General features: G+C 33.2%; 19 protein-coding genes. 4 read left to right on the plus strand and 15 right to left on the minus strand.

The features are described 5' to 3' along the window. Both thrC and SH09_RS06400 read right to left on the minus strand, forming a co-directional pair. Positions 1 to 1062 carry a threonine synthase gene (thrC, locus tag SH09_RS06395; RefSeq protein ID WP_042738794.1) on the minus strand — a complete coding sequence of 354 codons (1062 nt, stop codon included), beginning with the start codon at positions 1060 to 1062 and terminating at the stop codon, positions 1 to 3. A 5-nt stretch (positions 1063 to 1067) separates the two neighbouring features. Then, entirely contained in the window at positions 1068 to 2348 is a 1281-nt protein-coding gene (locus tag SH09_RS06400) for a homoserine dehydrogenase (protein ID WP_042739031.1), read from the minus strand. A gap of 190 nt (positions 2349 to 2538) precedes the next feature. On the opposite strand from SH09_RS06400, the gene SH09_RS06405 reads away from it, so the two are divergent. After that, positions 2539 to 3906 carry an aspartate kinase gene (locus SH09_RS06405; RefSeq protein WP_042738795.1) on the plus strand — a complete coding sequence of 456 codons (1368 nt, stop codon included), beginning with the start codon at positions 2539 to 2541 and terminating at the stop codon, positions 3904 to 3906. A gap of 62 nt (positions 3907 to 3968) precedes the next feature. Here SH09_RS06405 and SH09_RS06410 read toward each other — a convergent pair whose 3' ends face one another. Then, positions 3969 to 4583 (minus strand): hypothetical protein, encoded by a 615-nt coding sequence (locus SH09_RS06410; protein WP_042738796.1) that lies wholly within the window; start codon positions 4581 to 4583, stop codon positions 3969 to 3971. A gap of 75 nt (positions 4584 to 4658) precedes the next feature. Beyond that, a complete protein-coding gene (locus SH09_RS06415) occupies positions 4659 to 5114 on the minus strand; it encodes a sugar phosphate isomerase family (protein WP_042738797.1) in 456 nt (151 codons plus the stop codon). A gap of 565 nt (positions 5115 to 5679) precedes the next feature. Here SH09_RS06415 and SH09_RS06420 point away from each other — a divergent pair. After that, complete coding sequence (locus SH09_RS06420; RefSeq protein ID WP_042738798.1) at positions 5680 to 6543, plus strand: hypothetical protein; 864 nt, start codon at positions 5680 to 5682, stop codon at positions 6541 to 6543. Positions 6544 to 6716: 173 nt separating this feature from the next. On the opposite strand, the gene nucI is transcribed toward SH09_RS06420, so the two are convergent. Further along, positions 6717 to 7247, minus strand: coding sequence for a thermonuclease NucI (nucI, locus tag SH09_RS06425; protein WP_042738799.1), 531 nt, complete (start codon positions 7245 to 7247; stop codon positions 6717 to 6719). Between the two features lie 207 nt (positions 7248 to 7454). Between nucI and SH09_RS06430 the strand changes: the two genes are divergently transcribed. Next, the gene (locus SH09_RS06430) at positions 7455 to 7646 is read left to right on the plus strand and encodes a hypothetical protein (RefSeq protein ID WP_042738800.1); all 192 of its coding nucleotides are present in this window, start codon (positions 7455 to 7457) and stop codon (positions 7644 to 7646) included. Positions 7647 to 8218: 572 nt separating this feature from the next. On the opposite strand, the gene glnA is transcribed toward SH09_RS06430, so the two are convergent. From glnA to hflX, 4 genes are all read right to left on the minus strand, one after another. Beyond that, positions 8219 to 9559: a type I glutamate--ammonia ligase gene (glnA, locus tag SH09_RS06435; RefSeq protein ID WP_042738801.1), complete on the minus strand. Its 1341-nt coding sequence runs from the start codon at positions 9557 to 9559 to the stop codon at positions 8219 to 8221. A 21-nt stretch (positions 9560 to 9580) separates the two neighbouring features. After that, positions 9581 to 9949 carry a MerR family transcriptional regulator gene (locus SH09_RS06440; protein ID WP_162846345.1) on the minus strand — a complete coding sequence of 123 codons (369 nt, stop codon included), beginning with the start codon at positions 9947 to 9949 and terminating at the stop codon, positions 9581 to 9583. 254 nt (positions 9950 to 10203) lie between these two features. Continuing rightward, positions 10204 to 11442, minus strand: a complete 1239-nt coding sequence (locus SH09_RS06445; protein WP_042738802.1) for a methionine gamma-lyase family protein — start codon at positions 11440 to 11442, stop codon at positions 10204 to 10206. Positions 11443 to 11457: 15 nt separating this feature from the next. After that, positions 11458 to 12693, minus strand: a complete 1236-nt coding sequence (gene hflX, locus SH09_RS06450; protein ID WP_042738803.1) for a GTPase HflX — start codon at positions 12691 to 12693, stop codon at positions 11458 to 11460. A gap of 104 nt (positions 12694 to 12797) precedes the next feature. On the opposite strand from hflX, the gene SH09_RS06455 reads away from it, so the two are divergent. Continuing rightward, on the plus strand, positions 12798 to 13271 hold the full coding sequence (locus SH09_RS06455; RefSeq protein WP_042738804.1) for a glutathione peroxidase: 474 nt from the start codon (positions 12798 to 12800) through the stop codon (positions 13269 to 13271). A 368-nt stretch (positions 13272 to 13639) separates the two neighbouring features. Here SH09_RS06455 and hfq read toward each other — a convergent pair whose 3' ends face one another. The 6 genes from hfq to SH09_RS06485 form a co-directional block, all read right to left on the minus strand. After that, the gene (gene hfq, locus SH09_RS06460; RefSeq protein WP_042738805.1) at positions 13640 to 13852 is read right to left on the minus strand and encodes an RNA chaperone Hfq; all 213 of its coding nucleotides are present in this window, start codon (positions 13850 to 13852) and stop codon (positions 13640 to 13642) included. 1 nt (position 13853) lies between these two features. Beyond that, positions 13854 to 14804, minus strand: coding sequence for a tRNA (adenosine(37)-N6)-dimethylallyltransferase MiaA (gene miaA / locus SH09_RS06465; protein ID WP_042738806.1), 951 nt, complete (start codon positions 14802 to 14804; stop codon positions 13854 to 13856). A gap of 24 nt (positions 14805 to 14828) precedes the next feature. Continuing rightward, a complete protein-coding gene (locus SH09_RS06470; RefSeq protein WP_042738807.1) occupies positions 14829 to 15764 on the minus strand; it encodes an alpha/beta fold hydrolase in 936 nt (311 codons plus the stop codon). A 374-nt stretch (positions 15765 to 16138) separates the two neighbouring features. Further along, positions 16139 to 17812 carry a glycerol-3-phosphate dehydrogenase/oxidase gene (locus tag SH09_RS06475; RefSeq protein WP_042738808.1) on the minus strand — a complete coding sequence of 558 codons (1674 nt, stop codon included), beginning with the start codon at positions 17810 to 17812 and terminating at the stop codon, positions 16139 to 16141. 146 nt (positions 17813 to 17958) lie between these two features. Next, a complete protein-coding gene (gene glpK, locus SH09_RS06480) occupies positions 17959 to 19461 on the minus strand; it encodes a glycerol kinase GlpK (protein ID WP_042738809.1) in 1503 nt (500 codons plus the stop codon). A 182-nt stretch (positions 19462 to 19643) separates the two neighbouring features. After that, positions 19644 to 20462: an MIP/aquaporin family protein gene (locus tag SH09_RS06485; RefSeq protein WP_042738810.1), complete on the minus strand. Its 819-nt coding sequence runs from the start codon at positions 20460 to 20462 to the stop codon at positions 19644 to 19646. Positions 20463 to 20472: the final 10 nt, after the last annotated feature.

The following is a 20472-nucleotide window of genomic DNA, read 5'->3' on the forward strand; positions in this document are numbered from 1 at the left end:
TTAGAGCGCTCCTTTGATATAATCTAAGATGCTTTCTCTATCGTTAGGCAACGGTTTGATTGGATTATCCAATAATGAAATTGCAGTGTCTGGATCTTTCAGACCATTACCAGTTAATACAGCAACCACCTTTTTACCTTGTGGTAACTTGCCAGCACGGTGTAATTTTATCAAACCTGCTATAGAGGCATTACTTGCCGGTTCACTAAAGACACCTTCTTTACTTGCCATCAATTGATATGCTTCTAAAATTTCTTCGTCTGTTACGCTATCAATTAGACCATCTGATTCACTTAAAGCATTATTAGCTTTGTCCCAGCTTGCTGGGTTACCAATTCTAATAGCCGTAGCTACTGTATCTGGATTCTTAACCACTTTGTTCTGTACAATTGGTGATGCACCTTCAGCTTGGAATCCAAACATATGAGGTAATTGTGTTTGATTTTTATCGTGATACTCTTTGAACCCTTTCCAATATGCTGTAATATTACCTGCATTACCAACAGGAATGGACAAGATATCAGGAGCTTCTCCTCCTAATTGTTGAATGACTTCAAAGGCGCTTGTTTTTTGACCTTCGATTCTATATGGATTTACAGAGTTTACTAAGGCAATTTCACCGTTTTCCGCTACTTCCTTAACAATCTCTAATGCTTCATCAAAGTTACCTTCGATAGAAACAATTTCAGCACCATACATCACGGCTTGAGATAATTTACCAAGCGCAATTTTACCTTCAGGTATTACGACAATTGCCTTCAACCCTGCACGAGCAGCATATGCTGCAGCAGATGCAGAAGTATTACCTGTCGACGCACAGATAACAATTTTCTTACCTTCTTCTTTAGCTTTGGCCATCGCCATTACCATACCTCTGTCTTTAAAAGAGCCCGTTGGATTAGCTCCTTCGTATTTTACATGTAATTCAATGCCTAACATTTCAGATAAATTTTCACAATAAATTAAAGGTGTATGTCCTTCATTTAAAGTTAATTGTGGTGTATTTTCATTTACAGGTAAAAACGCTTCAAATTCCTTCACTAAACCTTGCCATTTTTCCATTTCTATTAAACCCCTTCTACTGGATAAATTTTATTTACAACATATCCTGCCTCTGTAATTGCCGATTCAGGAGACTCATCTAAGCCTACTACAATCAAACCAACCGTTCTGGCATCTCTTTCAGTAACGGCTAATGATTTATGGAAAGGTAACTCCGCTTTAATTAAAGCTTCAACCTTACTCGGTTCCTCACCATCTGTCTGAATGACAACATAATAACTTTCTTTTTCTTTAAATGATACTGTATCATCGCTATCCATTAATTCTTTCGTTTGTTCCGTCTTCAATTCAAAATGTGGTGGTAATGTATGCAGATTGGACTCAAAATGCAAGGTAACGTTAAGCAAGTCACTCACAACTGCACTTCCAGTTGCTAAACTACCAGCTCCCTTACCATAAAACATCGTCTCTCCAACAGCATCACCAATAACATAAATTGCGTTGAATTCATCTTCAACTGCAGATAATTGGTGTGCAGTACTAATAAGTGTTGGTGCTACTGAAGCATTAACTTTACCTTGCTCATAAGTACCTTTACCAATTAATTTAATCTTATAACCTAGTGCTTCTGCTGCCTTAATATCAGCAAGTTCAACATCGCTAATACCGTGTCTATCAACATCTGATAAATTAATCACTTGGTTAAAAGTTAAATAAGAAGTAATGACTACCTTTCTTGCGGCATCTACACCTTCCACGTCATCTGTAGGATCTGCTTCGGCAAACCCTAATCTTTGCGCTTCATCCAACGCATCTTCAAACGATGTATTCTCACGCGTCATCTTACTTAAAATAAAGTTAGATGTTCCATTTAAAATACCCATAAATTTAGTTATATTATTTGCATTCAAACCATTATTAATCGCATTAACGATTGGAATACCGCCTGCAACACTTGCTTCATATTTTAATGCTACGTCATTTTCTTGTGCTAAATCTTCTAACACATTTAAATGCACAGCTAATAAGTCTTTATTGGCAGTAATAACATGCTTTTTCTGACTTAATGCACGTTTTAACCAATCTACTGTCGGTTCAACGCCACCCATAACCTCAACGATAATGTCTATAGAGTCATCATTTAAAATTTCATCTACATCTTCTGTTAGATGATAATTCGATACGTTAATGGGTCTCGATCTAGATTTATCACGAACTAAGATATGTCTAATGTTGATATCTTTGTCCATTGTTTCTTTAATTTGTTCTCTATTTTCTTCAATTATTTTCACTACACCTGAACCTACAGTACCTAAACCGAGCAGGGCTACATTTAATTCCTTCATCATTTCATTCCTCCGATTGTTCATTCAAAAAATACAATTGTACAGTTGAAAAATACTAGAATATGGTATAGTATAAATTCATTCATTATTTTTGTAAAGGTTGAAAATAAAAACCGTATATCTATACTATCACTCTCGTGATAAAAACTAAACAAAATTTTCTGATTTTTTAGAAAGGTTGTAGCTCATTATGAAAGTAGCGAAATTTGGAGGAAGTTCTGTTTCAAATGCAGAACAAATAAAGAAAGTATTAAATATAGTAAACTCTGACTCAGACAGAAAGATTATCGTCGTTTCAGCACCCGGAAAAAGACATGCAGACGATGTAAAAACAACGGATTTACTAATTCGACTTTACGAAAAGGTTATTGCCGGATTAGATTATCAAGCAAAGAAAGAAGAAATTATTCAGCGTTATGCTGATATTATTTTAGAACTTGAAATGACAGATTCACTGTTATCAACAATTGATGAAACTTTAGAAACATATATTGCCACATTAAAGGAAAAACCTGCTCGTTTATTAGATGCGTTACTTTCATGTGGTGAGAACTTTAATGCCCAACTCATAGCTGAATATAACAATAGCCAAGGTATACCAACACGTTATGTATCACCTGGTGAAGCGGGTATTACTGTCACAGATTTACCTCAGAATGCTCAAATTTTAGATCAATCTTATGAAGCACTCTATAGCCTTAGAGAATACGATGAAAAATTAATTGTTCCAGGTTTCTTTGGTATTTCTCGTCAAGGTTATGTTGTGACCTTCCCACGTGGTGGATCTGATATCACTGGTGCAATCGTTGCTCGTGGTGTTCGTGCTGACTTATATGAAAACTTCACAGATGTTTCAGGTATTTTTAGAGCTAATCCAACAATAGTAAAAAATCCAGAAGTGATTGATGAGATTACTTACCGTGAAATGCGTGAATTATCTTATGCAGGATTTGGTGTGTTCCACGATGAAGCATTACAACCATTACACAAAGACCGCATACCAGTGGTAATTAAAAACACAAATCGTCCAGATGATACAGGTACTTATATTCGTCATGACCGAGAAATCAATTCTTCAAATATAGTCAGTGGCATTAGTTGTGACAAAGACTTTACAGTGTTGAATATTAAGAAATATTTAATGAACAGACAAATCGGTTTTACTCGAAAAATATTAGGCGTACTTGAAGATTATGGAATTTCATTTGACCACATGCCTTCTGGAATTGATAGTATTAGTATTATTATGCGCTCAAAAGAGATACAAAACAGAGAAGAACAAGTATTAAATGATATTAGAGAAAAATGTGATGTCGATGAATTAAACGTCGAACACAATCTTGCAATTCTTATGATTGTTGGCGAAGGCATGCACCGTATTGTAGGTACTGCCAATACAATTACACATGCACTTGCTGAAGCAAATATAAACTTAAAAATGATGAACCAAGGTGCTTCTGAAATTTCAATTATGTTTGGAATCGATGTTGCTGATGCTGAAAAAGCAGTTAAGTCAACATATGAGTATTGCTATAATGGCGAATATCTAAAGGTATAAAAAACAAACCCACAAATCACTTTGTTCAACTGTTACGTTGACCTACTTGTGATTTGTGGGTTTTACATTGCTGATTTCTCTGAAATTAGAGCTTGGTTGATACGTTCATCACCAACTACTAATCTCAACATTACAAATTGATAATAGCTTAAAGAATCTATCACACTTTTATAGTTAGGAATTTGTTGGTAATCTATTGGATCCAATAATTCATACATTAAGACAATTTCCGGTTTAATGTAATCGACATCCCATTTAATCGAATGGAAGTAGATATTTTTTTCAGGTAGCCTAATATTATGATTCCATCTAAACATCCATTCGTCATTTTCAACATCATATACAATCACAGTCATAATTAAATCATCTGCTTTATAAATGTTGGCATGCGTTACCTCTGCAAATTCTATTTCAGTATAATTCGTTGTCGATGTATGGTCATCATATAACTTAACAGTATAAGTTTCTGGGATATGCTTTAACACTTCTGCCAAATACTTTCTTTCAACACTGATATCTACCTTACAGCATAGGTTGAATTCATCTCTCATAAAAAGCTGCTTTGCAACTTCTCCGTTATATTTAATTAAATTGCCAACTTTACTATTTATTTGGCTTACCAATGCTTTTACGTGTTTGTCCAAACAGGCACCTCCTCTTGAAGTAAGCGTTTCCATTGAAATACATTATATAATTTGTCTAGTTATTTTTCAATGCATTCTACTTCAAATATAATAAACTCATATATTTTTTTAAAATTGACCAATTTTTATATAGCGATGCCCAGGCGTATGATCTAAAAATTGTGGTCTATTAATAACAAAACTATACTCACTATTTTGCTTAAGTACACGTTGTAATTCAGCAATTTCTGTTATATCTTGATATAAATCTTCTTCATAAATATAAGGAACACGTAGAAAGTAATAATTAATTTTATATTTTGAATAAGAATCAATAACATCTGTTCCTGTAATGATATGAAAAGCACTATTAACAGTACCATTCGGTAATATAATATTAAAATCCGTATATTTAGATACATATTTGATAATATCAGTTGAATAAGTAATAACTGATATTTTTTTATTAGAAAAATATAATTGGTCTATTATTTTAAATGATACGGGATGATTATCAAACGCAATTATATCGTTATGATTTATACGTTCAACTAGTTCGTTTAGATAGCTTTTCAATGCACTCAAAAAATAATCCCCCAAAATTAATAATTTCACACATACTTTATTATATCTATTTATACAACTTTGTGTAAACTAAACGCTTATTAAAATTCAGTACTATTTATCCAGAAATGCGTTGAACCTCTCATTAAATATATTTTTGTACTATATGTTACATTCCCTTTTAATTATTGCATATTTTAGCAACTGCTAAAAAACATTATTCTACTACTTAAACATCGAACTAGGTCTACCAAAAATAATATATGCTACTAAAACTATAAACTATATGTTTCTATTCATTGCATAAACCAAACGCTGCTATGCGAAACTACTTAAATCCAATTACAAATCATATAAAATCATGTAATAATAGTTAAAATACTATAAAAAGTCATTCATTTTATAAATTCTCCATTAAATTATCGTTTAATTTAAGTTAAATCCATGAATACCATTGATAAACAACTGTTAATACGAATATAATCTATATATAGCTACAGTTTAACAGGTCGAATTTGTACAACAGTGTATAAAAGAGTAAAATAAACTGTAATTTCAAATATTAATAAAGATTAGGATGATAATCATGCTACTAACATTCATTTTACTTGTAATTGTTATTTTGCTCATTATTGTGATGATTATAAATCAAAAAAATATGCAACAAAAATTAGAAACTGAAAAGTATTCTAAAGAACAATTAGTAACTAAAATTAGTTCTGTTACTCGTGAAAATACTCAGTTAAAAAATCAAATGTTGCACTTTGATGGTAATAATGATTCGAACCATCACGGCTTAAGAAAGGCAAAACAAAACTTGAAAGATATTCTTGAACAATACAAAACAGCCGGTACTATCAAAGCCTATGATATTATCGCCACTGGTAATCTTGCCGTTAAACACCCTTTATTCGAATATGCGAGAGCATTTGATTATATCGTGATCACTGACAAAGGCGTGTTCAACATTAATGTGAAAAACTGGAAACAAAAAACGTTTTATCACTTTGATATTGATTCTGAAACAGAGATTTCAACTAATAATGAATCCTCAGTACATCAAACTGTGGGACGCTATATTGCACAACAATATCATAGTCAATTTAACACGACACGTACAGGTTCATACACTTTTATAGAACGTGTAAAAAATAATTCTGTAATTTACGACTTTTATAGTTATGATCCTTTTGAACAAACTGCAAAGAATACAAAGGAATTAGAAGCTAGAATTGCAGAGAGATTAAATCATCATATTAAAAACATTGGTTTAGTTTACTTTACAGATGGAAGTGTAAATATTATAGATGGACCTAATGTAAGAGAAGATTATACTGAAACAGTTTCATCTAAATCTTCATTAAAAGACGTCATCGGTGATACACTTAGCAATGCAAGCGAGTCCATTACTAAAGAGCAATATGACAAATTAGTCGAACGTTTTCATTAATTAATATAAAAACGAGTTATAATCACAACAGTTTAAAGTTGTTGTTTTATAACTCGTTTTTTTGTGTTTCATTTAAAATAATTAATACATATTTCAGTACACCTTGTCTATTCAAAGGAAATTTATGATGACGTTTCAAAATGATGCTATGTTTTTTCCACTAAGTAGATAATCTAACTCCAAATATTTAATTTATCTTGTTTAGCTTGATGTTCAGCTTGCTTAAAAACATTTCTATATTTGCCATTAGGCGAAAAATATTTTTCACGAGCCAAGCCTTTTTTCACTAATTCTTCATTAAACATTGTCTTTTTATCTAACCAAACATAGGCTAATTTTCGTCCGTATTGGTCTTCTGGCTCTTTATCATATTCTAAATAGACATCCTTGTTCGTTAAGTGCTTCTTTGAATAATCCGAAGCTTCTTTACCATATGGTTGGACCGGTGTATTTGGTTTAACTGTTTCCGGTGTATCTATTCCAATTAGTCGAATTTTAATATTCTGTTCTTGCTCATTACTACCTACCAATGTATCTCCATCTACTACTCGATCGACATGTACTTTTTCAGTTTTACTTGGACCAGAAGTTGTGTCTGAACCACTATTTTGAAATGGACCACTGTGATTAATAAATTGGAAAAATAAAACACCGATAACAATGACTATCGCAATAATACCGGTTAATGCTTTTGTTGATTTCATAGTTGCACCCACTTCTTAAACTTTGTCCAAATCATCATATATAATTTATTCAATAGCGTCAAGAATCATTTTTATTATCTAAGGTGACTTTTAGAAATTCACCCCACTTGAAAGGAAATATTTCACAATTATATTAACAAAGTTATTTATTTAATTTAACTCAATGTCTATAACATGCTATAATACCCATGTTAGGAGTGAACGTATTTGAGTATGTTTAAAGAAAATATGATTTCTACAATCGCCATCATTGTAGCGATAATCATCGGACTTGTCTTACAATTTCAATTTGACTTACCTCCACTTGTTGCGGCTGTATTAGCAATTTTTATGGGCATTTTTGTAGGGTTTATTATCGTAATTATTCAAGGCATTGTGAATAAACGCAATAAAAAGTAAATACACAACTATAAAACATAACACGAGTCTAGGACGTAAATTCTAGAAATAAAGCATTCAGATGATTTAATTCATCTGAGTGCTTCTTTTTTAATTTAAAATAATATATTGCTCACTTCCCTAGCGAGCTAGTTCGATCTCGGTCTCTTCACGCATCATACTCCCTCATGTGTCTCGTAAAAATACGTCGCATCCATATGGCCATTTGTAAATTATTTAATACATCTTAAGAAGTGAATTTAACATGGGCGATTATGTATATAATCATTAACATGACACAAGCAAACATAAACTAGGGTAATCTTCAGTGATTATGACCACAAACGCTATATCTAGATATATTGATGATCTCATTGAGACAATCCTTGAAGATGAATTCGATTCATATTCACTGTATGATAGCTTTATTCATTCATTGCTTTATAATATTTAAAAATTCTCCCCAAATAATACCTAAACTGCACCCAAATCGTTCAATAAAATAAAAGTGGGTGCAAAAAAAGCAACCCTAATATTCATAAAGAATAACAGGATTGCTTATATACCTAGTGTTATACCCCTTTGTCTAGCACCTAGTATTGTTTAATATATTGTTCTCTTTCCCATTCAGATACTTGTGTTCTGTAGTAATCCCACTCGATAGATTTAGAATTAATAAATTGGTTATAAATGTGATTACCTAAAGCATCTTTAATTGGTTGATTTTCTTTCATTGCTTTAATTGCAGTGTATAATGTTGATGGTAAATCTTGAATACCTACTGCTTCACGTTCCTCACGATTCATTTCGTAGATATTTTGGTTAACTGGTTCTGGTACTTCTAATTTGTTTTCAATACCATCTAAACCAGCTTTTAAGATTGCAGCTAAAGCTAAGTATGGGTTCGCAGCTGGGTCAACTGAGCGTACTTCAACACGTGTAGATAAACCACGAGAAGATGGTACACGGATTAATGGTGAACGGTTTTTACCACTCCATGCAATGTAACATGGTGCTTCATAACCTGGCACTAAACGCTTATAAGAGTTAACTAATGGGTTACATACGCCAGTGAAACCACGTGCATTTTTAAGGATACCTGCAACAAAGTGGAATGCATCTTTTGTCATTTGCATATCACCATTAGGATCGTAGAATGCATTTTCTTTACCTTTAAATAAAGATACGTTAAAGTGCATACCGCTACCGTTTACACCAAATAATGGTTTTGGCATGAATGTTGCATGTAAGTTATGTTGGCGAGCAATTGTTTTTACAACAAGTTTAAATGTTTGGATATTATCACATGCTGTAATTGCATCAGCATATTTAAAGTCAATTTCATGTTGTCCTGGAGCAACTTCATGGTGACTTGCTTCGATATCAAAGCCCATGTCTTCTAATTCTAATACGATATCACGACGACAGTTCTCACCTAAATCAGTAGGTGCAAGGTCGAAGTATCCACCATCATCATTTAATTCTAATGTTGGTTCACCTTTTTCATCTAATTTGAATAAGAAGAATTCTGGTTCTGGCCCTAAATTAATATCTGTAAAGCCTAATTCTTCCATGTCTTTTAATACACGTTTCAAGTTAGCACGTGGGTCACCTTCGAATGGTGTACCGTCTGTTTTATATACATCACAAATTAGTCGAGCTACTTTACCTTGACCTGCAGTCCATGGGAAGATTACCCAAGTGTCTAAGTCAGGATATAAATACATATCTGATTCTTCGATACGTACGAAACCTTCGATTGAAGATCCGTCAAACATCATCTCGTTATCTAATACTTTTTCTAATTGACTAACAGGTACTTCAACGTTTTTGATTACACCTAAAATATCTGTGAATTGTAAACGTAAGTATCTTACATTTTCTTCCTTGGCAAACTTATGAATGTCTTCTTTAGTAAATGAACGTTTTGGCATTGTTAATGTCCTCCAGTAAAATTATTTGATAAAACGTGATAAATCCCCACGGTTTATCGGAATTGCTTCTCGTTGTGGTTTCTGTGTAGCATCAACTATCATTTGTTTTCTAGTTTCTTGTTCTTCATCAGAAAGGTGTGCTTGATCATCATGAATAATTTGTTTGATCCCTTTAATATTGAAGCCTTTTTCTATAAGACTTTTAATTTCAAGCAATCGTTCCAAATCATTCAATGAAAATAATCGCTTATTTCCTTCCGTACGTTGCGGTTTAATCAGTTCATGTGTTTCATAATAACGAATTTGTCTTGCGGTTAACTCGCTCAACTTCGTAACAACACTCATAGAGAAGACAGGCATATTACGTCGTAAAGTATCATTTGACTTCAATCCAATCACCTCTATTTTTGAACTTGTTATTAATTTAGCACAATTATCAGACAAATACAAAGATATGTCAGGTTTTCTTACATGATGTGCTAAACCCCGAAATGAATGGGTTTATGTACATCCATTAATCTATTGTTAATCATTTTTCCGAATATTCTTTAAAATTATTTTGGATTTTTTAAATACAACACTAAAAAAAACGCTAAATGATTTCTTTCAATGAATCATTTAACGTCTTGTATGATTAATATAATTTAAATTAATTGATTAGCTTTTAATGATTGTGCAGCTCGTGTAACTGCTAATTTAACATGTTCATATGTTAATCCACCTTGAACATAGGCTTCGTATGGCGGTCTGATTGGTCCGTCTGCAGATAATTCAATAGAAGATCCTTGTATAAAGGTCCCCGCAGCCATAATTACATCATCTTCATAGCCAGGCATATAAGCAGGTTCAGGACTAAAGTGTGCATTGATTGGAGATGCGTGTTGGATGCTTTGGCAAAACTGTATCATTTGTTCTTTTGTATCAAATTCGACAGTTTGAATTAAATCTGTTCTAGGTTCGTGAAAGGCAGGTTTTGTACGCATATTTAACTTTTCTAGTAATAAACTAGTAAACAATGCGCCTTTTAAACTTTGACTCACTACATGAGGTGCTAAAAAGAAACCTTGATACATTTCTTGTAATGAATACAGCGAAGCGCCTGCCTCTTTACCTATACCTGGAGCAGTTAAACGATAGCCACAACGCTCAATTAAATCCTTTCGACCAGCAATATAACCACCGATTTTAGCAAGTCCACCACCTGGATTTTTAATTAAAGAACCCGCTATTAAATCTGCACCACATTCAATTGGTTCCTTTAATTCTACAAACTCACCATAGCAGTTATCTACAAATATAATAATATCAGGATGCGCGGATTTAATGGCTGAAATTGCACGTTCTATTGTAGCTAGATTAATGGATGGTCTTTGATCATATCCCTTAGAACGTTGGATAGCAACAACTTTAGTGTTCGGCTTAATTGCATGTAATACATGATCAATATCAATTTCATTTCCCTTTAAATCAACTTTGTTATAACTTACTCCATGCTCTTGTAAGCTTTCGATGCCATTGCCATTGATGCCAATGACTTCTAATAAAGTGTCATATGGATTACCGGTAATATATAATAACTCATCTCCATATTTCAATGTACTTTGTAAGGCCAAAGTAATGGCATGGGTACCGGAAATGATTTGAGGTCTTACCAAAGCGTCTTCGGCTTTAAAAGCATGTGCATAAATTTCTTCTAAATGATCTCTACCTATATCATCATATCCATAGCCAGTTGTGCCTTGCAAGTCACTTTCAGATGCTTTGACCGCATGAAAGGCATCTAAGACTTTCTCTTGGTTTAAATATGCTGTTTTTTCTATTTCTGTAAAATACGGCTTTAACGTAGATTCCACTTCATCTATCAATTGTGTCATATCGTTCATTTATAATTACTTCCTTTATTCTTTTTTATAACCTTTAATCTCATATTTAGCAGTGTCTTCATTAAAGTTCAATTCAGTTACCAGTGTGTGTTGTTTCAGAAAGTACAAACGATGGGCATCTGTACTAGCAACATGTTCCTCATAATAACTAAGTATCTGCTTAATTTGATCAAATAATAATTGTTTAACAGCGTCAATATCATTGGAATATTGAGTTGATACATAAACGGAGGGTAAATTGGTTGTCGGTGCGATATCATGATTTAGATCTCTTTTATTAAATATAATAGCTTGTGGAATATGAGCCATATCTAAATCATCTACAATTTGATTCACAGTATCCATTTGACCACGATATTCTGGATGACTACTATCTACAACATGTAATAATAAATCGGCATCTTTCGCTTCTTCTAAAGTTGATTTAAATGCTGCAATCAGTGTAGTTGGTAGCTTTTGAATAAAGCCCACTGTATCTGAAATAATTAAATTAAAACCGTTATTAATCTTTATTTGTCGTGTCTTAGGATCTAGTGTAGCGAATAATAAGTCTTTCTCATAAGTAGATTCATGTGCTAATTTATTAAACCACGAAGACTTTCCAGCATTGGTATATCCAACTAAAGCAACTTGAAATACTGCGTTCTGTTCACGTTTATTTCTATAGCGTTCCCGATGTTCAACTACAGTATTTAATTGATGTTTGATTTCATTCATACGTGTTCTAATATGACGTCTGTCCATTTCTAATTTTGTTTCACCAGGACCTCTTGTCCCAATTCCACCGCCCAATCTAGACAAACTACGGCCATGCCCTTGTAATCTAGGCATTAAATAATCCAACTGAGCTAATTCTACCTGTAGCTTACCTTCCTTGCTACGGGCTCTTAATGCAAATATCTCTAAAATCAATTGCGTTCGATCAATAATTTTCACATTAAGTTGACCATTTAATGATTTCGATTGCGCAGTAGTTAATTCATCATTTGTTACAACCACATCTATATCATGGAATTCTACATAATCTTTAATTTCTTCTAGTTTACCTTTACCAACATAGTATTTATGATCGAAATGTTGTTTATTTTGAGTAAATTGCGCTTGAACATCGAGTTGACATGTCTCAGATAAAGATGCTAATTCCTCCATCGTTGACGTAAAATTAAATTCATCATCTGTTTGAGCATGTACACCAACTAACACGGCAGTTTCTAATTGTTCTTCTGTCTTGTGTAACGATTGCTGTGTCATTACATGCACCTCTTTTCAAAGTTTTCTTTGCTATTCTATCATAGTGTGTATATAAAGACTATAGAGACAAATTGTGTTAAATTAAAACTAAGAGGTGAATAAATATGACGATTTACGATATAGAAGTACAAAAACCAAACGGCGAATCATATAAATTAGCAGATTATAAAGGCAAAGTAATGTTAATTGTAAACACTGCCAGTGAATGTGGATTTACGCCTCAATTTGAAGGTCTTGAAGCGTTGTATCAGAAGTACAACGATCAACCATTTGAAGTTCTTGGCTTTCCATGCAATCAATTTGGCGGACAAGAACCAGGCACAGGTGAAGAAGCAACACAATTTTGCAAAATCAACTATGGTGTTTCTTTCCCAATGCATGAAAAATTAGATGTTAAAGGTGAAAATCAACACCCATTATTTAAATATTTAACATCTGAACAGAATGGTTTTTTTAATGAAAAAATCAAATGGAATTTCACTAAGTTTTTAGTGGATAAAGAAGGTAATGTGGTTAAGCGATTTTCACCACAAAAGAAGCCAGACCAAATTGAGTCTGATATCGAAGCTTTATTATAAATTAAATAATCATTTGAGCAACACATCTCAAGCTAAGCATCGACAATTGCTATTTCATATAAAGCATAGTCGATGTTTTTTTATGTTTTAGAGAAATGTGTTTTATCAATGCTGTAGCAGTCAATGTGCAATAGATCCGTTACTTAGTTCAATTTAATTATATAATCACTGTTCGTTTATCGATATTTATTCCAACATTGGTATTTCACGTAAGCGCAACACATTGGCATACATATACAGCGACAAAAAACTGCCGACAAGTTATTACTTTACCGACAGTTTAAAAGCTTATTCATTATGTATTGGATTTAATCCCTACATCATCTATTGATAGATAACATCGGTCCAATCGGTTAAATCATTAAAAACTACTCTTCTGAATCATCAATTGTGAATGTACTAATTGCATGTTTGTATATCATATGTTCTTTACCTTGAGATAATAAACATACAAGATATTTATCAAAATCAACAATCGTACCTTTCATTTGGAATCCATTTACTAAAAAAACAATAACTTTTGTTTCTTCAGCTTTAAATTGCCCTAGGAATTTGTCTTGGATGTTTTCTGTTGTATTCATGTTATGTACTCCTTTTATTTATTTGGGCTGAAACCTTTCGTAACATTGATGAAAGTGTGAGTGCTTCTTTGTCTAACCAGATGACATCTAGTTTATTTTTAAACCATGTCATTTGCCGCTTAGCATAATTTCTTGAGTGTTGCTTTAATTTTTCCGTAGCTAATTCTATCGTCATTTCATTATGTATGACTGGTACAATCTCTTTATAACCAATCGCTTGCATGCTTTGACATGATTCGTATCCCTGTTCGACAAGATACTTCACCTCATCTATTAACCCGCGTTCCAACATTATATCAACTCGGTTATTAATTCTATTATATAATGTTTGACGCGACATTTCTATCCCTAGTAATAATGTATCATAATTTTCTGTATATTGCGCATTTTTCTTACGTGAACTTAAAAGTTTTTTTGTTTTTTGGTAATATTCAATCGCTCTAACTACTCTTTTTCTATTATTTGGATGTATAGCTATAGCAGATTCAGGATCAAATTCAGCTAAGTAGTCATGTAGTGCTTCATTTGACAGTGGCTCTATACTTGCCATTTTTTCTTGTACACACTTGTTATCTGTTTCTGAAATTGTTTCTTCATCTTCAAATGCATAGTTATGAATCAATGATTGAATATATAATCCCGTTCCCCCTGCGATAATTGGAGTCTTGCCACGTTCTGTAATTTCTGTAATTAATTTTTCAGCTCTGCTTTTAAACTCATATGCTGAAAATGCTTCATCTGGATTTAATATGTCTATCATATGATGTGGGATGCCTTCCATTTCATCGCTTGATATTTTAGCAGTCCCGATATCCATATGTCTGTACACTTGCATTGAATCACCGCTAATAATTTCACCATTAAATTGCTTTGCCAATTCAATACTAAATTCAGTCTTACCAACTGCTGTTGGACCGACTAAAACGATGATAAATGGTTTAGTATTTACCACTAATATTCACTCTCTCTTTTTATTTTACTTTGTATTGTCATACTTTTTCAAAATCTGCTTTTCAATCCATTCATACATATGTTGCCATGTTTGTGTATAACCTTCTTCAAATAAAATTTCATTTCTCTTGAATTTATACAATTGGACTGTCACATGATTTAATCCGCCCTTTTTATAATATTTTCCTAACTGACGAATGCCTTCTCCGCAATTACCTAATGCATCCTCTTTGCCTGAGATTAATAACACTGGTAAATTTTGATTCATTTGCTTAATATTTTTTATTTTACTCGTGCGTCTTGCTTGTCGCATTGTATCATAAATTATTTGATTTGATACTAAATAGCCTGCATTAGGATCGTTATTATATGCTTCAACTTCTGAATCTGTACTTGAAATCCAATCAAATTCTGTTTGTTGCGCATCGATTTTCTTATTGAATGTACGATTCATTAAATTGTTTAACCACTTCAATTTACGTCGTTTACCACAAATAATCGTGATTAATTTTAATAATGAGGATAATAATAAACCCATCCCCTTATTATGCTGCAATGTTCCCGTTAGGATGAGCCCTTGTAATGATAAAGGGTATTTTTCGGAAAATACACGAGCCACAATCGATCCCATTGAATGACCAATAACAATATAAGGTATATTATTATAATTTGTACAAACAGTCTGAGCAATTTCATAAGCATCTTCTGCAAGCTGTTCAATTGAATCAAAATGTCCACGCTCATTATCTGCAATATTTATACCATGACCTCTATGGTTATGTCTGAGCACATCATAACCTTGTTGATTTAAAGAAGCGACTAAGCGGTCATATCTATCCATATAATCTGCCATACCATGAAACAAATGTATTACACCTATTGTTTGTTGCTTAGCTTTATCTAATTTCACATCAATCATTTTCCCGTCAGAAACTGTGATTTTAAATTCTTTTAAATTCATAATCTGCCTCCAAACCATGAAAGTTTTAAAATAGTCTTTACTAAATAATATACCCTCTTACGAAACCACTATCAAATAGCAAACAACATTATTATCATATTATATTTTGAGCATATCTACTTATAAGCTTTATTTAATTTACATAATTTTTTTATAATCAACTCATATCTACAGCTATACAATTTATTATTTTCACTGTAGTTTAGAACAACACCAGCCTTTACTTTCGCAAATGATGATTTATAAATGAAAAACCATTAACGCATTTATCATAAATAACACAAGAGACCTACCAGAATTTCTATAATTCTGATAGGTCTCTCTTTAACTCAGTTATAAAACAATAGTGCTTTTATAAGAATGATAATACTTTATTATTCTTTTTCAGCTGGTTGTTCATTACCTGTTTGTGCTTCTTCTAAAGCAACATTCAATTCTTTAGTATAAAGTTGTTGTTGAACAGTAGAATAACCTAATAATCCAGCCATTACACTTATCACTTGGTCTTTATAATTAATAACGTCATCAATTTTGAAGTAAAGTTTACCAGTACGACGTACAAAGAAGTCAGTTGGACGATAAACCATTTCATTTTGAATTGAGTAGATTAACTCAGTATAAATATCTAATGGTAAACCTGATTCTTGGTATTGTGCTGTTTGTGCAATTTTAAATAATTCTTCAGCATTTGAACCGTATTTTGAAGCAAAGTGACGTGCAGTTGCTTCATCAATTTGGTAAGCTTTTGCTTCTTCTACCTTTTGATTAATAAAGTTTTCGAAGTTTTGACTACCACCAACATCTCCACCTGAGATTGTTAAGTTTTTAGTTGCACAAGGTTTGAATTTCAAACCATATTCTGATTTCAAGCGTTTTGATAATAAGTCTACAATTTCAAGTGCCATGTGACGGTAACCAGTTAATTTACCACCAGCAATTGTTAATAGACCAGATTTACCTTCCCAAACTTCATCTTTTCTTGAAATTTCAGAAGGGTCTTTGCCTTCTTCTAAAATTAATGGACGAATACCTGCCCATGATGATTCAATATCTTCATCTTTAACATCTACATCTGGGAACATGTAGTTAATCGCATCGATTAAGTAATCTCTATCTTCTTGTGTTGCAAGTGGTGTTGTTTTGTCATTGTTGTAGAAAGTATCTGTAGTTCCTACATATGCTTTACCTTCACGTGGAATAGCAAAAATCATACGACCGTCTTTTTCAGTGTCGAAATACACTGCTTGACCTAATGGGAATTTAGATTGATCAATAACAATGTGTACACCTTTAGTTAAACGTAATTGTTTGTTATTTCTAGCGTAATCACCACTACGTACTTCATCAACCCATGGACCACTCGCATTAATCACTTTTTTAGCTTTAATTGGGTAAGTTTCACCAGTGATTTGATCCTCAACATGAATTCCATTTACTTTTTCATTTGAGTCATAAGTGAAGTGTACAGATTTTGTATGATTAATAACTGTAGCACCTTTTTCAACGGCACGTTTCATAACTTCAATTGTTAAACGCGCATCATCTGTTCTATATTCAACATATGTACCGCCACCTTTAAGACCATCTTTTTTAACAAGTGGTTCTTTTTCAAGTGTTTGTTTAGAATTTAACATTTTTTTACGTTCTGATTTTTTTACGCCTGCTAAAGTATCATACATTGTTAAACCGATTGAAGTTGTGAACTTACCGAATGTGCCACCTTTGTGCATTGGTAATAACATACGTTCTGGAGTTGTAACGTGTGGACCATTTTCATAAACGATAGCACGTTCACGACCAGTTTCAGCAACAACGCCTACTTGTAATTGTTTTAAATAACGTAAACCACCATGTACTAATTTAGTTGAACGTGAGCTTGTACCTTGTGCAAAGTCTTGCATTTCAACAAGAGCTACTTTCATACCTCTTTCACTTGCGTCTAATGCTATACCTGCTCCTGTGATTCCGCCACCAATGATGACTACATCATAAGAGTCATTTTTTAAATCTTTTGTAATCTGTTCTCTTTTCAATGTTGATAAACTCATAAACCTAGCGCCTCCTATAGATAATAAAAAAAGAGAGACCTATCCCATACATATATAAATTGTACGAACAGAATCTCTCATTTCTCATCTTGATATTATTAACTTACCCACATTGTAGCATAAATAACTACAATACGTCTAATTTTTTATTCTTCATCTAATTTAAATACTTGAGTAGCTTCTACTGCTTTTTTCCAACCTTTGTAAAGTTTTTCTCTTTCTTTTTCTTCCATGTCTGGTTTGAATTCTTTTTCAAGTTTCCAACGATTTGCAATTTCGTCTTTACTATCCCAGAAACCTACAGCAAGTCCAGCTAGATAAGCAGCACCAAGTGCAGTTGTTTCATTAATTTCAGGACGTTCAACACCTACATTAAGTAAGTCAGATTGGAATTGCATGATGAAGTTATTTTTAACTGCGCCACCATCAACACGTAAATTGTTAACTTCTATATCTGAATCTTTTTCCATAGCTTCTAAAACATCACGTGTTTGATAGCAAAGAGATTCTAAAGTCGCACGAATAAAATGTTCTTTTTCAGTACCGCGTGTTAAACCAAAGATTGCACCACGTGCATCTGCATCCCAGTATGGTGTACCTAGACCAACGAATGCTGGTACTACATAGACACCTTCTGATGACTCTACACGTTCAGCATAGTTTTCTGATTGAGGTGCAGAATTTATCATTCTCAAACCATCTCTCAACCATTGAATTGCTGAACCAGAAACAAAGATTGATCCTTCTAAAGCATAATTCACCTTGCCATCTAAGCCATAAGCAATCGTTGTTAACAAACCACTTTCAGAAGCTACAGCTTCTTCACCTGTGTTCATTAACATGAAACCACCAGTTCCGTAAGTATTTTTTACATCACCACGGTTAAAGCAAGCTTGACCGAATAGTGCTGCTTGTTGGTCACCTGCAATACCAGCGATTGGAACTTCTTGACCGAAGAAGTGGTAATCAATTGTATTGGCATAAACATCACTTGAAGCTTTAACATCAGGTAACATTGATTCAGGAATTTCAAGAATTTCTAGCAATTCTTTATCCCATTCTAAATCATGAATATTATAAATTAATGTTCTGCTCGCATTTGTGTAATCTGTGATATGTGCTTTTCCACCAGATAATTTCCATACTAACCAAGAATCGATTGTACCGAATAATAAATCACCATTCTCTGCTTTATCTCTAGCACCTTCAACGTTATCTAAAATCCATTTCACTTTAGTTCCTGCAAAGTAAGGATCTAATAATAATCCAGTTTTCTCTCTGAATTTGCTTTCTAAACCTTGTTCTTTTAATTCTTGACAAATACCTTGCGTTTGACGTGATTGCCAAACGATAGCGTGGTACACAGGGCGACCAGTATTTTTATCCCAAACAACTGTCGTTTCACGTTGGTTGGTAATACCAATACCAGCAATTTGATCTGCGCCAACATTTTGTTCGTTTAATACCTCTGCCATTACAGCTAATACAGATGTCCAAATCTCGTTAGCATCGTGTTCAACCCAACCAGACTTAGGAAAATGTTGTTTGAATTCTCTTTGTGCAACACCTTTAATTTCTCCATCTTTATTGAATAGAATTGCGCGTGAACTTGTAGTTCCTTGGTCAATTGATAAAATATATTTTTCCATAATGTAACGCTCCCTTGTTAATCTTTATTGTTGTCTGAATATATGCTAAATATGTTTATGACTTCATCTCAAAGTTACACATTATTACCCAATACCCACAACGGTTTAGCTCAAACTTTTAAAAATTTGCAACATAAGACCTGTCTATATCAATAAATATAAACAGGACAAATTTAAAACTTTTAATAAATAGATTCAATGCCTTTTGCATCTTTACCTTTATTTAATACTAGTCCAAGAACAATTGTAACAATTAATAAGACAATTGCAACAACAGACATCGCATCAAAAGCACCTTTATAGAATAATCTATAAATAACAGCACCCATCATACCACCAGTAATAGGACCAAGAACTGGTACAATTGCATATCCCCAATTTGATTTTCCTTTACCGGCAATTGGTAAAATTGCGTGCGCAATACGTGGACCTAGGTCACGAGCAGGGTTGATCGCATAACCTGTAGGACCACCTAAACTTAAACCGATAGCAATGATTAAGCCACCAACGATTAAAGGATTTAAACCGTCAGCTATTTTGTTCATACCAATATATAATAATGCTAAAGTTAAGATTGCTGTTCCGATAATTTCACTGATAAAGTTTGCTAAATAGTTCTTAATTGCAGGAGCAGTAGAAAATACGCCTAATTTAGCTCCTTTATCCTCTGTAACTTTCCAATGTGCTAAATAAGTTAACCAAACTAAAACGCCACCAAAAATACCACCTAGAATTTGACAAATGATATAACCTGGTACCATAGACCAACTTAATGCGCCATCCATGGCAAATGCAAGTGTTACTGCTGGATTTAAGTGTGCACCAGAAATATTTCCAACTGCATAAGCACCCATCGTTACCGCAAGCCCCCAACCTGCAGCAATGACGATCCAATCAGCACCATTACCATTACTTCGCTTTAAGTTAACGTTTGCACAAACGCCACCCCCAAACAAGATTAGTATTGCTGTTCCCAAAAATTCAGCAAAATATACATTCATTGAGATTCCT

Origin of the sequence: Staphylococcus gallinarum (genome assembly GCF_000875895.1) — a bacterium.
In the GTDB taxonomy this organism is placed as follows: domain Bacteria; phylum Bacillota; class Bacilli; order Staphylococcales; family Staphylococcaceae; genus Staphylococcus; species Staphylococcus gallinarum.

Coding starts and splice junctions, on each gene's coding strand:
- glpK (WP_042738809.1), bottom strand. CDS start 19,461: ATGGAAAAATATATTTTATCAATTGACCAAGGAACTACAAGTTCACGC.
- SH09_RS06445 (WP_042738802.1), bottom strand. CDS start 11,442: ATGAACGATATGACACAATTGATAGATGAAGTGGAATCTACGTTAAAG.
- SH09_RS06485 (WP_042738810.1), bottom strand. CDS start 20,462: ATGAATGTATATTTTGCTGAATTTTTGGGAACAGCAATACTAATCTTG.
- glnA (WP_042738801.1), bottom strand. CDS start 9,559: ATGCCAAAACGTTCATTTACTAAAGAAGACATTCATAAGTTTGCCAAG.
- SH09_RS06420 (WP_042738798.1), top strand. CDS start 5,680: ATGCTACTAACATTCATTTTACTTGTAATTGTTATTTTGCTCATTATT.
- SH09_RS06475 (WP_042738808.1), bottom strand. CDS start 17,812: ATGAGTTTATCAACATTGAAAAGAGAACAGATTACAAAAGATTTAAAA.
- hflX (WP_042738803.1), bottom strand. CDS start 12,693: ATGACACAGCAATCGTTACACAAGACAGAAGAACAATTAGAAACTGCC.
- SH09_RS06405 (WP_042738795.1), top strand. CDS start 2,539: ATGAAAGTAGCGAAATTTGGAGGAAGTTCTGTTTCAAATGCAGAACAA.
- SH09_RS06400 (WP_042739031.1), bottom strand. CDS start 2,348: ATGAAGGAATTAAATGTAGCCCTGCTCGGTTTAGGTACTGTAGGTTCA.
- hfq (WP_042738805.1), bottom strand. CDS start 13,852: ATGAATACAACAGAAAACATCCAAGACAAATTCCTAGGGCAATTTAAA.
- SH09_RS06455 (WP_042738804.1), top strand. CDS start 12,798: ATGACGATTTACGATATAGAAGTACAAAAACCAAACGGCGAATCATAT.
- SH09_RS06410 (WP_042738796.1), bottom strand. CDS start 4,583: ATGGAAACGCTTACTTCAAGAGGAGGTGCCTGTTTGGACAAACACGTA.
- SH09_RS06470 (WP_042738807.1), bottom strand. CDS start 15,764: ATGAATTTAAAAGAATTTAAAATCACAGTTTCTGACGGGAAAATGATT.
- thrC (WP_042738794.1), bottom strand. CDS start 1,062: ATGGAAAAATGGCAAGGTTTAGTGAAGGAATTTGAAGCGTTTTTACCT.
- nucI (WP_042738799.1), bottom strand. CDS start 7,247: ATGAAATCAACAAAAGCATTAACCGGTATTATTGCGATAGTCATTGTT.